Genomic DNA, 12,865 nt, shown 5'->3' with positions numbered 1-12,865 from the left:
AGAAACAGTCCGTTTCGTCGAAGCGATGAACTCCCCGAGTCTACCGGCCCCGCACCGTGCGCCTAACTCCGTTGACAACCAATCGCGCGACCGCCAGCATCTAACCAGTCGAAGTACCAGATCCGGTTAGGGGATGCTGATGCGGGTTGTGCTGGACGGGCCGTCCAACCTGGGGTTGCGAGCACCGGCTCCCGGCGTGGTTCCGGGGTGCTACAAGCTGGCGGGCGCGGTGCGGGACCGGGGCTTCCTGGGGCGGATCGGGGCGGAGGACGGCGGCTGCGTGACCCCGCCGCGGTACGACACGGCCGGGTGGACTCCGGGCGACGGCGTGTTCAACGCCGAGGCGATGGCGCGGTACACCGTGCAGGTCGCGGATCGCGTGGCCGGGTTCGTCGAGCAGGGGAAGTTCGTCGTACTGCTGGGCGGTGAGTGCAGCAACCTGCTCGGCCCGGCGCTCGGGCTGAAGCGGCTCGGGCGGTACGGCGTCGTCTACATCGACGGCCACTCGGACTTCCGGACCGTCGGCAACTCGCCGTACGTCGGTGCTGCCGGTGGTGAGGCCCTGGCGCTGGTCACCGGCCGGGGTCAGGCCGACCTGACCGATCTCGAAGGGCTGGGGCCGTACATGCTGGACACGGACGCGGTGCTGCTCGGGATCCGGGCGGACGACGAGTACGTCGGTGACGTCGAAGAGGCGGGGATCCCGGTGTGGCCGGCGTCGGCGATCGCCGAGGAGCCGGAGGCGGCGGCCCGCGGGACGCTGGCCCACCTCGACCACCTGGACGGGTTCTGGGTGCACCTGGACGTGGACATCCTCGACGCCGAGGTGATGCCGGCCGTGGACAGCCCCGACCCCGGCGGCATCGACCACGACCAGCTCCGCGCCCTCCTCGGCCCCCTGCTCGCGTCGCCCAAGTGCGTCGGCTTCGACATCGGCATCTTCGACCCGGACCTCGACCCCGACGGCCGCTACGCCGCCGAACTCACCGACAGTCTTGTGGCAGCACTCAGCTAGCGCGCCAGATCAGGTCCTGGCCGTGGGGGGCTGCGGTGCCTAGGGAGCGGGTTTTGCCGGTTGGCCAGGTTTGTAGGTCTACGCGGTACTCGTAGCCGTCTGTGCCGCGGCCGTGGGTCATGACCGCGTGGGGCTCGAGGCTGAGGTGGGCCAGTGGGGCGGACTCGGTGGCCTGGGCGCCGAGGTCTGCCAGGCGGGCCTGGATCGCGGAGCGGTCCGGGCGGCGGAGGTACTGCCACATGATCGAGTGCCAGACGACGGTGACGTGTCCCTCCGCCAACTCCAGACCGTTCAGGAACGAGACCGCGTCCTCCGGGCGTACGTCGGCCGGGACCTCGTGTGCGACCTCAAGTGCACCGCGGAGCCGGGCCAGGCGATCGGGCATGTCCGGCCAGACGTACGACGTCAGCGTGAGCGCACCGTCCGGCGTCAACGGGTTCACCGGTGCGATGTCGCAGCCGACGCGCTCCGCGATCCGCAGCTCCACCGACGGCACCTGCCCGGACCAAGCCGTCTCGAACACGACCGGACTGTCGGCGGGCCCGTACGACGTCCCGTCCGCCACGTACCGGTACCGGTCCGCGCGCAGGTTCAGTCCCCCGCTGGCGCCGATCTCGAACAGGCGCACCGGCAGCGGCACGGCCTCGACCAGCTGGAGCAGACCGCCGTACAGCGCGGCCGAGCGGCCCACCTCGTTCGTCTGCGGCGGCTGTGTCAGCAGCGACCGCACCTCACCGAGCCGCGACTGCAGTAGCTGTTCGAACGCCTCCCAGCCGAGCACCGGGTCCCATGTCCCGCCGGTGCTCGGGTAGAACGACGCCAGCTCCGGTGCGGTGCCGGACAGCGCCATGCTGTGCACAGCCGCCAGCAGTCGCAGACCGATCGCCTCACCGAACGAACGGCCCTCGTACTCGGCCAGTACCTCGACCGACACCCCACCGACCTCGTAGTCGTCCACGAGCAGCCGGAGCAACTCGGCGTACATCGGGGACCCCAGGTCCTCGCAGGCGGTCGCTTGTCGCTGCAGAGCCTCAACAACATCCACAGAGGGAGCCTAGAAGCTCAGTCGATCCAGCACCGACTTTGCCGTCGTCCGCGCGTCCTCGGGTTCGAGTGGCGAGCCGTGACGGTCGGTGAGGTAGAAGACGTCGACACACTCTGCCCCGAGCGTGCTGACGTGTGCGGAGCGGATGTCGGCACCAGTCGCCGCGATAGCCGCTGTGACGTCGTAGAGGAGCCCGGGGCGGTCATGAGCCCGCACCTGCAGCACCGTGGCCGTTTCCGAGGCCTCCGGCAGCAGGTCGACGCGACTGGCGACACGAGGCCGCGACGAGTCCCGTGCGGCCAACCGCCGTACGACGTCGGCAGAGTCACGCAGCGCCACAGCGAGCCGGTCACGCAACCGCACCGGGTCAGGGGGTGAGCCCGCGACGGTCCACTGAGAAATACCCAGGCCGTCGACGGACGTGATGACTGCGGATCGCACGGCCAGCCGCTCCACCGCGAGTACGGCGGCGACGGTCGACAGCGTGCCCACCTGGTCGGGTACGGCGACGTTCACCCGCAGGTCACCGTGGTGATCGCTGACCGTGACACCCAGCCGGCCCACGCCGACCACCTGGTGCAGCACCGGCACCGGAACCGGCGGGGTCTCGGTCCACATGCTCTCGCCGCCCCCTGCCAGCTCACTGCGCACGCGCCGGCACAGCTCGCCGACCAGCCGCATGCGCCACGGCGACGACGCGGCCGGGCCGGCCGCGCGCGCGTCGGCGTACGTCAGGGCCTCCAGCAGGTCCAGCGTCTCGGTGCTGCGCACGATCCCGACCACCATGTCGACGGTCATCGGGTCTTCCAGATCGCGCCGGGTGGCCACCTGCGCGAGCATCAGGTGCTGCCGGACCAGCAGCGTGATGGTGTCGGCGTCCGCCTCACTGAAGCCGATCCGGCGAGCGACCCGGGCCGCGATGCCCGCACCGGTGACGCTGTGGTCTCCGTCGAGCGCCTTGCCCAGGTCGTGCAGCAGCGCGGCGACCAGCAACAGGTCCGGGCGCCGTACGTCGCGCACCATCGCGGACGCCTCGACGCAGGTCTCCAGCAAGTGCCTGTCCACGGTGAACCGGTGGATCGCCGACTGCGGCGGACGGAACCGCACCGCGTCCCACTCGGGCAGGATCCGGGAGATGTACCCGGCCTGGTCCAAGGCCTCCCACACCTCGAGCAAACCGTGGCCGGCACCGAGCAGGGCGCACAGTAAGCGGCGCGCCTCCCCCGGCCACGGCTCGGGCAGGTCTGCCGCCGACGCCGCCAGCCGCGCACAGACAGCAGGCGACAGCACGAGCTCCCGATCGGCCGCGACCGCGGCAGCACGCAGACCGAGCACAGGGTCCCGCTCCGGACGCGCGTCCGGCATCAGCACGACCTCGCCCTCGTGCTGCCCCACACCCTCGTCCAGCGCGAGCAGCAACGGCCCACCGGTACGCTGCCGGCGCCGGGACCGCGGAGGTTTGGTCATCAAGCTCTCGACGCGCCGCCAGGACACGTCACACACATGCGCCAGCGTCCGACCTGTCGCGTACACGTGCCGCAGCAGCTCGTCCCGGCCGGACAACCCGAGCCCGGCCGCCACTTCACCGGCCAGGTCGGCGACCAGACGGTCGGTCGCGCGACCAGCCACCTCGTGCAGCACGTCGCGGACCTCGAGCAGGTCCCGCCGCGCCCGCTCCAGCACCGGATGCGGTACGTCGACCAGCCACGACGCCACCAACGCACGCAGCACGACAGCGTCGCGCAGGCCGCCGTACGCCTCTTTGAGGTCGGGCTCCGCGAGGTGTGCGAGCTCTCCGACTGTCGACGCCCTGTCGCGGCAAGCCTGCGCCAGGCCGGGCAGCCGAGAGCGGGCCGTACGCCGCCAGTCGGCCATCAGCACCGAACGCAGCTGCAGCGTCAGGTGCGAGTCCCCGGCCACGTGCCTGGCGTCCAGCAGCCCCAACGCGACCCTGTCGTCAGCTGCCGCCGCCTCCTGCGCCTCGGCCAGCGTACGGACACTGTGGTCCAGCTTGGTCCTGGAGTCCCACAGCGGATACCAGATCTGCGCGGCCAGCTCGTCGATCCGCGGGTAGCCCTCGGCGTGCACGAGCATCACGTCGAGATCGCTGTACGGCGACAGCTCCTGACGCCCGTAGCCGCCCACCGCGACCAGCGCGACGCCCTCGGTGGGCACACCGAGGGCGTCGCAAGCCTTCGCGAGCAGCAGCTGCAGCAGCGCGTCCGCCTCTTCGGCGCGGCCACGCCGCTGCTCTGCCCGGTCCTGCATCTAGAGCGCGTCTCCGTCCAGCTCGCCGGTCCGGACCCGGACGATCGTCTCCACCGGGGTGACCCAGACCTTGCCGTCACCGATCTTGCCGGTCTGCGCGGCCTTCACGATCACGTCCGTCACGTCGGCGCTGTCACCGTCCTCGACGACCACCTCGAGCCGCACCTTCGGCACCAGGTCGACCTCGTACTCGGCGCCGCGGTAGACCTCGGTGTGGCCCTTCTGCCGGCCGTAGCCGCTCGCCTCGGTGACCGTCATGCCGGTGACGCCGAACGTCTCCAGCGCGGCCCGGACGTCCTCCAGCTTGTGCGGCTTGACCACCGCGGTGATCAGCTTCATGCCTTGACACCTTCCTTCTCGGACGCCTCGGTGGAGCCATTCTCCTGCTCGGCCGCGACCGCCGCCGGTGCGGGCCGGGTGGAGAGCGCACCGCGCAGACCCGCGGCGCTGAGGTAGTCGTACGCCGTCTCCGCGTGCTCGACCTGGTCGACACCGGTGACCTCGTCGTCCTCCTTGAGCCGGAAGCCGATGGTCTTGTCGATGACCTTGCCGAGGATGAAGGCTACGGCGAAGGAGTAGATCCCGACCACCACGTTGGCCAGCGCCTGCTTGCCGAGCTGCGAGACGCCGCCGCCGTAGAAGAGGCCGTTGACCGCGGACGGCGCCGCCGCCGAGCCGAGCAGACCGATCGCCAGCGAGCCGAACAGACCGCCGACCAGGTGCACACCGACCACGTCGAGCGAGTCGTCGAAGCCGAGCTTGTACTTCAGCGACACGGCGAAGGCGCAGATCGCACCGGCGAACAGGCCGAGGATGATCGCGCCGACCGGGGTGACCGCACCACAGGACGGGGTGATCGCGACCAGACCGGCGACGGCGCCGGACGCCAGACCCAGCGTGGTGGCCTTGCCGTGCGTCAGCCGCTCGACGATCAGCCAGCCGATGACGGCGGCGGCGGTGGCGACCTGGGTGTTCACGAAGGTGACCGCGGCGGTGGTGCCGGCGCTCAGCGCGGAGCCGGCGTTGAAGCCGAACCAGCCGAACCACAGCAGACCGGCGCCGAGCAGCACCAGCGGCAGGCTGTGCGGACGCATCGGGTCCTTCTTCCAGCCGATCCGCTTGCCGAGCACGATCGCCAGCGCGAGCGCGGCGGCACCCGCGTTCACGTGCACCGCCGTACCACCGGCGAAGTCGATCGCCTTGAGCTTGTCGCCGATCCAGCCGCCGTTGCCGTCGTCCAGGAACCAGACCGAGTGCGCGACCGGGAAGTACACCAGCAGCGTCCAGCCGACCACGAACACGATCCAGCCGCGGAACGTGGCCCGGTCGGCGATCGCGCCCGAGATCAGCGCGGGGGTGATGATCGCGAACATCAGCTGGAAGGCGACGAAAGCGAGCGTGGGCGTCGTCCCGCTCACCGCCTCCGGTGCGAGCAGGCCCTTCAGCCCGACCTCGGAGAAGTTCCCGATCACGTGCCCGGTGTCACCGGCGAACGTCAGCGAGTAGCCGACCACCACCCAGAGGATGGTGACGACGGCGATGGTGACGAAACTCATCATCATCATGTTCAGCACGCTCTTCACGCGCACCATGCCGCCGTAGAAGAAAGCCAGGCCCGGGGTCATCAGCATCACCAGGGCGGCACTGGCCAGAACCCAGGCGGTATCGCCGGCGTTGATCTCCATCAACGTCATCCCTTCCATCGAACTGGGGGTGGCCGGCGTCCTCAGTCGGGAGGTCTCCACAACGCCGGGGAGCCCGCCGCTCGGCCACACCGCACACGGTGTCGGCGCGCGGTTTCAGCCGATCGGTCGGTTTGTTTCAGGCATGTGACAAAGCGGGCTCCCAGGTGACATCGAGGTGACAGAGACCACAACCGACCGGAGTGTGGCACTCTGGCCTGGACCACACGGGACGCAGCCGCGCCACTGCACCCGTCCGAGCTGGGGACAACGAAATGGAGCCGAACCACGGGGTGAGACCGCGCCGAGGCAGACCACGCGACCCGGAAGCGGAGCCGAGAATCCGCAGGTACGCCGTGCAACTGCTGCTGGAGCGGGGATTCGACGGAATGACGGTGGACGACGTCGCGGAGGCCGCGGGAGTGGGCAAGGCGACGATCTACCGCCGGTGGGCCAGCAAGGAGCTGCTCGCCAACGACGCCATGGCCGAACTGTTCGATCTGGAGATCCCGGATCCGGACACCGGTTCGATCACGGGGGACCTGCGCCAGGTCTACCGGGTCGCGCTGGCGTTCGCGAACAGCGACTACGGCCGGGCGATGATCCGCCTGGCCGTCTCGGAGGCGAATCGTGACGAGCGGTCCGCGGCGATCTACCGCGGGGTGCTGGAACGTCGGATCGAACTCACCAGACAAACACTGGAACGCGCGCGAGCACGCGGCGAACCGATCAAGAGCACCGCGGACCCGGTGCTGATGGTGGAGTGGATGGCCGGGGTGTTCGTGATCCGAGCCCTGACCGGACAGCCGATGCCACCACCGGAGGACGCCGACCGCCTGGCCGACGTCACCCTGCGCTGTGTACTCGAAATGCCGACCTCAGGGCCGTAGTCCGGGCCCGAGAGCAACCTGGTCCACGCCCAACTCGGTGACGCGTCGGACCCGGCCACTATCAAGGTTCCAGGCCAAGACCCAGCCGTGGACCCGGAACAGCACGTTGCTGTCGTCGTACCAGCCGAGTACGGCGCAGCAACCGGCCTCACGCACGAACGGACGATCCCCCGCCCCCTCCTGGGTCGGGGGATTGTCTTGTGGTTCACCGAGCACCAGCAGCCGGCTGGGCATCGTCCTGAGCGTGGAGATGGCCGCCACCACCTGCGGCTGCGACACCCGGGTCGGCACCTGCGGCAGCGTCTCCGCGACGAAGACCCGGGCCGCACCGGCGATGGACGAGAACGTCTGGCCCTGCCACGACCGGACCGGCAGGGTCAGCGGGGTGTCCTCCATCCACTGGCCGTTGAACGCGTAGCGCATCACGGCCCCGGTCTGGACCCGGAACGGCGAGGTGGCCTCGTCCGGGTCCTTCGTCGCCGCGACCGGGACGACCTCGTCCTCTCCGTCGCCGCGTTCGCCGACGAGCACCTGGTACGCCCGGTCGGGCCCGCTGACCAGGGCGCGCCGTCCGTCGGCGACCCAGGAGATGCTGCGGTACTCGCCGTCGGGCAGCGGGAAGCGGGCGATCTGCGCCGTCGTCGCGTCCACCGTGATCAGCTCGCCGCGCTGCGGGAACGCGACCATCCGGCCGTCCGGGGAGATCGCGCCCGAGCTCAACGGCGGGCCGCCGTCGACCGGCGCCAGCCCGACGTCGGCCTCGGCCCAGGTGCCGTCCGCGTCGAGCAGCAACGGCGCGTACCGGTCGCCCTGCTTCACCAGGACGACCGCCGCGACGTTGTCCAGCGGGTGTTTCTCCAGCGCGCGGACCTTGCCTGGCAGCTCCAGCCGGTCACCGAGCGGCGTCTCCAGCCGGTCGAGGAAGCGCTCGCTGCCGGGCGGCGGCGCCACCCAGAAGTCGATCCCGCTGATCTTCCCGGACGACTCGATGTAGCCGGGCGGTGTCGGCGGCGGGGTGATGTCGGCGTTGCCGCGGGTCCCGGTCCCGATCAGGATCGACGCGACGACGACGAGCGCGATCACGGCGATACCGCTGATCACCACCACCAGACGCCGGCGCCGGTTGACCACCAGACCGCCCGCCCAGGCGGCGTCGGCCAGCTCCGGCTCCGGCAGCTGGTCGGTGGTCTGCAGGAGCAGCGGGCGGACGTCCTCGCGTCTCATCGGGCATCACGCCAGTCGCCCGCGCCGAGCGCCGCACGGAACCGGCCGAAGGCGCTCATGCCGTGTGTGTGCACGGCGGTCTGCGACATCCCGAGCAGGTCGGACACCTCGAACTCGGTGAGCTCCTCGAAGTGCAGCAGCACCAGCACCGTGCGCTGCGCCGGCGTCAGCTCGGCCAGCGCGACCCTGATCGGGTCCTCGTCGTCCGGGAACGGTTTCGCCCGGTTCCACGGCCGCAGGGCGGGCTGGTAGAGCAGGCGCTGGACGAAGGCATCAGGGTCGTCCACCCTCGTCCAGCGCACGGACAGCTGCGTGAAGGCGTGCAGCAGCAGCTCCTCAGCCCGGTGCAGGTCGCCGTACACGAGGTACGCCGTGCGGAGCCATCTGCCCTGCCGCGCATCGACGAACGAGGCGAAGTCCGGGTCGACCGTGTCGCGCATCCACCCTCCCAGCCCCATTCAACTCCTCAACTACTGCGGGCTGCTACTGCCAGACGTGTCTCTTCGGAGATCAGATCGAAGTTGATACCGGCTCCGGCCATCAGCCCGGCGGCCGCGGAAGGCATGACCTGCGCCATCGGGCTGGCGACGTTACCGGCCGCGAAAACGCCCGGGATCTGCGTGGCGCCCATGCCGTCGACCTGCACCGCGGTGCCGACCTCGACGCCGTTCGCCTCGACCAGGGTGGCCTCCAGCCCCAGGTCGGCGAGGAAGCCGGCACGGGCCCTGACGGTGGTCTGGATCGCCAGCGCCTGCCGCGGGATGACCTTGCCGCCTTCCAGCCGCACTCCTGTGATCCGGTCGCCCGTCACTTCGAGCTGCTCGACTTTTCCTTGCACCACGGAGATTCCGCGTGCAGCCAGCTCCTCCCACTGCTCGTCGGCCAGCTCCGGCGCGGTGTGCAGGAACAGCGTCACGTCATCGCTCAGCTGCCGGAACAGCTGCACCTGGTGCAGGGCCATGGGGCTGGTCGCCAGCACACCGATGGCCTGGTCACGCACCTCCCACCCGTGGCAGTACGGGCAATGCACCACGTCCTTCCCCCACCGCTCCGCCAGGCCCGGCACGTCGGGCAGCACGTCGGTCAGCCCTGTCGTCACCAGCAGCCGCCTGCTCCGGTACGTCGTACCGTCGGCCAGCTCGACCGTGAACCCCTCCTCGTCGCGCCGGGCCGTGGTCACGGTGCCGTCGACGAACTCACCGCCGTACCCCTGCACCTCCTGGCGGCCGATCGCGTAGATCTCGCGCGGCGGAACGCCGTCACGGGTCAGGAAGTTGTGCACACCGTCGGCGGGCGCGTTCCGCGGCGAACCGTCGTCGATCACCAGGACCGACCGGCGGGACCGGACCAGCGCCTGCGCGCCGCTCAGCCCGGCCGCGCCGCCGCCGATCACGATCACGTCGTACTTCGTCATCTCAGGACTCCTCCGTTGTCTCCAGGTCTGCCCCCAGCGTGCGTGGTGATTTTCATTTTCGACAAGTACTGTTGCCGGTATGGCAAACGACGAGGACGTTCTCGAGTCGGTCGGGCCGCGGCTGCGGGCGCTCCGGACCGAGCGCGGTACGACGCTGGCCCAGCTGTCCGAGGCCACCGGGATCTCGGTCAGCACCCTGTCCCGGCTGGAGTCCGGGCAGCGCCGGCCGACGCTGGAGCTGCTGCTGCCGCTGGCCAGGGCGCATCAGGTGCAGCTGGACGAACTGGTGGACGCACCACCGACCGGTGACCCGCGGATCTACCAGAAGCCGATCAAGCGGCACGGGACCATTCACATCCCGCTGAGCCGGCGGCCCGGCGGGCTACAGGCGTTCAAGCAGATCCTGCCGGAGGGTTATCCCGGCAACGACGTGGTGCAGAAGACGCACGAGGGCTACGACTGGTTCTACGTGCTGTCAGGCCGCATCCGGCTGAAGCTCGGCGACCAGGACTTCATCGTCAAGGAGGGGGAAGTGGTCGAATTCGACTGCCGGGTGCCGCACTGGTTCTCCAATCCGGGACCTGGACCGACAGAGGTGCTATGTCTTTACGGCCCGCAAGGGGAGCGGATGCACGTCAGAGCGCGAACCCGATAGGAGACAGCAGTGAGCGTCGCGTTGTTCACGTTGGGCGGGACCATCTCGATGGCCGGTGCCCGTCGGCTGACCGGTGACGACCTGACCGCCGCCATGCCCGGGCTGCCCGAGCTGGGCCATCCGGTCGAGATCCAGGACATCGAGAAGGTCCCGAGCGCGAACCTGACCGCCGCCAAGCTGCTCGAGGTCGTCGACGCCGCCTCCAAGGCCGTCGCTGCCGGGGCCGTCGGCGTGGTCGTCACCCAGGGCACGGACACGCTCGAGGAGAGCGCCTTCCTGGCCGACCTGGTCTGGCCGCACCCGCAGCCGCTCGTGTTCACCGGAGCGATGCGCAACCCGACACTGGCCGGCCCCGACGGCCCGGCGAACCTGCTGGCCGCACTCCGCGTCGCCTGCTCCCCCGCGGCCCGTGACCTGGGCGCGCTGGTCGTCTTCAAGGAAGAGATCCACGCTGCTCGCTGGGTGCGGAAGACCCACAGCACCAGTACGGCGACCTTCGTGTCACCGAACGCGGGGCCGGTCGGCCATGTGGTCGAGGACCAGGTCCGCATCCTCACGCGTCCGCTGCGGCTGGACGGCGTCCAGGGCAGTGCTGAGCCGGCAGAGCTCGACAACATCCGTGTCGCGCTCTACACGGTCACCCTGGACGACGACGGCGTACTGCTGCAGGGGCTGGCCGACACACATCAGGGTCTGGTCGTCGCCGGGTACGGCGTCGGGCACGTGCCGGCCAAGCTCGCACCGGTGCTCGGTGAACTGGCAGCGCGCATCCCGGTCGTCCTCACGTCACGGACCGGCGCCGGCTCGATCGTCCGCAACACCTACGACTCCCCCGGTTCGGAGACGGACCTGTTGCGGCGCGGGCTGATCGACGGCGGCTTCCTCGACCCGTACAAGGCACGCGTCCTGCTTCGGTTGCTCCTGGCAACGGACGAGGACCTGACCGCGTTCGGGCAGTACGGCTGATCAGCTGAGCGACGCGGCCTTGGTCATCAGGTAGTCGCGCTCCGGCAGACTCGTGGTCCCGCGGGCCGCCGCCCGGAAGTGTTCGGCGGCGGCCGCGTTGTCGCCGCGCATCTCGTACAGATGACCGCGGGTGGCGTCGAGGCGGTAGTGGCCGGCCAGCTCGTCGTCCAGCGGTTCGAGCAGCTTCAGGCCGGCGTCCGGGCCGTCGACCATGGCGGCGGCGATGGCCCGGTTGAGCTTCACCATCGGGTTGCCGGACAGGTCTTCCAGCAGACCGTAGAGCGCGAGGATCTGCGGCCAGTCGGTGTCCTCGGCGCGGTCCACCTCGTCGTGCAGCGCGGCGATCGCCGCCTGGATCTGGTACTCGCCGAGCGGTGGCGTCTCGAACGCCTCGACCGCGAGCGCGACGCCCTCGGTGATGTGGTCGCGGTCCCACAGCGACCGGTCCTGCTCGGCCAGCGGGACGAGTTCGCCGGCCGCACCGGTCCGTGCGGCCCGCCGTGCGTCGGTCAGCAGCATCAGCGCGAGCAGTCCCGTGACCTGCCCGTCGCCCGGCAGCTGAGCCCGTACCGCGCGGGTCAGGCGGATCGCCTCGCCGGAGAGATCGCTGCGGTGCAGCTCCGGTCCGCTGGTGCTGGTGTAGCCCTCGTTGAACATCAGGTACAGCACGTGCAGCACGTTCCGCAGCCGGTCCGGGTCCGCGTCCAGCTCGAAGCTGGCCCCTTTCAGCTTCGACTTCGCCCTGCTGATCCGCTGGGCCATCGTCGCCTCGGGCACGAGGTACGCGGTGGCGATCTCGGCTGTGGTGAGGCCTCCCACGGCCCGCAGCGTCAACGCGATCGCCGAAGCGGGTGTCAGGCCGGGGTGGCAGCACAGGAACAACAGCCGCAGCGTGTCGTCGTGTTCCTCGACCTCCCCGGCCGGTACTTCGCGCAGCGCCGCACGCTCCTCACGGCGCCGGCGTGCTTGCTGCTGGCGTACTTCGTCGATCAGCCGCCGGGAGGCGGTCTGGATCAGCCAGCTCTTCGGGCTGTCCGGCCGGCCGTCGCGCGGCCAGGTGGTCGCAGCGGCGAGCAGCGCCTCCTGGACGGCGTCCTCGGCCGCGGCGAAGTCACCCGACCAGCGCACGACCGCGCCGAGGACCTGCGGCGTCAGCTCACGCAGCAGGTCCTCGAGCTCGTGGCCCGCGCCGGAGACCGGGCCGCCGACGGGGCCGTCACTCGGGCCGCCGCTCGGGCCGTTGGCGGAGTCAGAAGTCCTGGAGGTCGCCATCCGAGTCCATCAACCTGCGCACCTCGATCGGCTGCTCGAGCGGTACACCGCCCGGCCCGGGAGCCATCGACTGCTCGGCGGCGAGCTCGATCGCCCGCTCCTCCGACTCGACGTCGACGATCATGTAGCCGGCCAGGACCTCCTTGGACTCGGCGTACGGCCCGTCGGTCAGCACGGGCGCCGCCACGCTCGCGGCGCGGACCACCTTGGCGTGCTTCGGCCAGGTGAGCGCGTTGACCTCGACCAGCTCGCCGCTGTCCCGAAGCCGCGCCACGTGGTTCTCCAGGTGCTGCAGGTGGGCCTTCATGTCGGCCTCGTCCCACTCCAGCATCGGGGTCTCGCAGTTCCCGCCGTCCATGTTCATCAGCAGCATGAACTTGGTCATGTTCTTCTCCTCCTCGTGGAGCCTTTACCCAGGAGACGAAGCCGCGATC

13 protein-coding genes are annotated in these 12,865 nt (G+C 70.2%); 4 read left to right on the top strand and 9 right to left on the bottom strand.

Going from position 1 to position 12,865, the window contains the following annotated elements; all coding sequences use genetic code 11:
- The first annotated feature begins 139 nt into the window (after window positions 1–139).
- Complete coding sequence (locus ABZW60_RS32985) at window positions 140–1,015, top strand: arginase family protein (RefSeq protein ID WP_355483540.1); 876 nt, start codon at window positions 140–142, stop codon at window positions 1,013–1,015.
- On the opposite strand, the gene ABZW60_RS32980 is transcribed toward ABZW60_RS32985, so the two are convergent.
- From ABZW60_RS32980 to ABZW60_RS32965, 4 genes are read right to left on the bottom strand one after another with little or no spacing between them, the layout of a single operon-like run.
- Window positions 1,008–2,060, bottom strand: a complete 1,053-nt coding sequence (locus ABZW60_RS32980; RefSeq protein WP_355483538.1) for a DUF2332 domain-containing protein — start codon at window positions 2,058–2,060, stop codon at window positions 1,008–1,010. The genes ABZW60_RS32985 and ABZW60_RS32980 overlap by 8 nt on opposite strands.
- Before the next feature lie 9 nt (window positions 2,061–2,069).
- On the bottom strand, window positions 2,070–4,328 hold the full coding sequence (locus tag ABZW60_RS32975; protein ID WP_355483536.1) for a [protein-PII] uridylyltransferase: 2,259 nt from the start codon (window positions 4,326–4,328) through the stop codon (window positions 2,070–2,072).
- Entirely contained in the window at window positions 4,329–4,667 is a 339-nt protein-coding gene (locus ABZW60_RS32970) for a P-II family nitrogen regulator (RefSeq protein WP_355483534.1), read from the bottom strand.
- Window positions 4,664–6,022: an ammonium transporter gene (locus ABZW60_RS32965; protein WP_355483532.1), complete on the bottom strand. Its 1,359-nt coding sequence runs from the start codon at window positions 6,020–6,022 to the stop codon at window positions 4,664–4,666. Before ABZW60_RS32965 ends, ABZW60_RS32970 begins: the two co-directional genes overlap by 4 nt.
- A gap of 344 nt (window positions 6,023–6,366) precedes the next feature.
- Here ABZW60_RS32965 and ABZW60_RS32960 point away from each other — a divergent pair, with 344 nt between their 5' ends.
- A complete protein-coding gene (locus tag ABZW60_RS32960) occupies window positions 6,367–6,900 on the top strand; it encodes a TetR/AcrR family transcriptional regulator (RefSeq protein ID WP_355483531.1) in 534 nt (177 codons plus the stop codon).
- Here the strand turns inward: ABZW60_RS32960 and ABZW60_RS32955 are convergent.
- The 3 genes from ABZW60_RS32955 to ABZW60_RS32945 are packed head-to-tail and all read right to left on the bottom strand — an operon-like array spanning window position 6,889 to window position 9,538.
- Entirely contained in the window at window positions 6,889–8,124 is a 1,236-nt protein-coding gene (locus ABZW60_RS32955; protein ID WP_355483529.1) for a hypothetical protein, read from the bottom strand. The two genes, ABZW60_RS32960 and ABZW60_RS32955, sit on opposite strands and share 12 nt — an antisense overlap.
- Window positions 8,121–8,582, bottom strand: a complete 462-nt coding sequence (locus tag ABZW60_RS32950; protein WP_355483527.1) for a sigma factor-like helix-turn-helix DNA-binding protein — start codon at window positions 8,580–8,582, stop codon at window positions 8,121–8,123. The genes ABZW60_RS32955 and ABZW60_RS32950 overlap by 4 nt, the downstream gene beginning before the upstream one ends.
- A gap of 8 nt (window positions 8,583–8,590) precedes the next feature.
- Window positions 8,591–9,538 carry an NAD(P)/FAD-dependent oxidoreductase gene (locus ABZW60_RS32945; RefSeq protein ID WP_355483525.1) on the bottom strand — a complete coding sequence of 316 codons (948 nt, stop codon included), beginning with the start codon at window positions 9,536–9,538 and terminating at the stop codon, window positions 8,591–8,593.
- A 79-nt stretch (window positions 9,539–9,617) separates the two neighbouring features.
- Between ABZW60_RS32945 and ABZW60_RS32940 the strand changes: the two genes are divergently transcribed.
- Entirely contained in the window at window positions 9,618–10,193 is a 576-nt protein-coding gene (locus tag ABZW60_RS32940) for a helix-turn-helix transcriptional regulator (protein ID WP_355483523.1), read from the top strand.
- Window positions 10,194–10,202: 9 nt separating this feature from the next.
- A complete protein-coding gene (locus tag ABZW60_RS32935) occupies window positions 10,203–11,159 on the top strand; it encodes an asparaginase (protein WP_355483521.1) in 957 nt (318 codons plus the stop codon).
- Here the strand turns inward: ABZW60_RS32935 and ABZW60_RS32930 are convergent, their stop codons facing one another.
- A complete protein-coding gene (locus ABZW60_RS32930) occupies window positions 11,160–12,431 on the bottom strand; it encodes a sigma-70 family RNA polymerase sigma factor (protein WP_355483520.1) in 1,272 nt (423 codons plus the stop codon). It lies immediately after the preceding gene.
- Window positions 12,409–12,816: a YciI family protein gene (locus tag ABZW60_RS32925; RefSeq protein ID WP_355483518.1), complete on the bottom strand. Its 408-nt coding sequence runs from the start codon at window positions 12,814–12,816 to the stop codon at window positions 12,409–12,411. The genes ABZW60_RS32930 and ABZW60_RS32925 overlap by 23 nt, the downstream gene beginning before the upstream one ends.
- Window positions 12,817–12,865: the final 49 nt, after the last annotated feature.

It is taken from the genome of Kribbella sp. NPDC003557 (genome assembly GCF_040610805.1).
Taxonomy (GTDB): Bacteria; Actinomycetota; Actinomycetes; order Propionibacteriales; family Kribbellaceae; genus Kribbella.
Note: the sequence above shows the minus strand (reverse complement) of the source record. Positions and strands in the feature narration are given on the sequence as shown.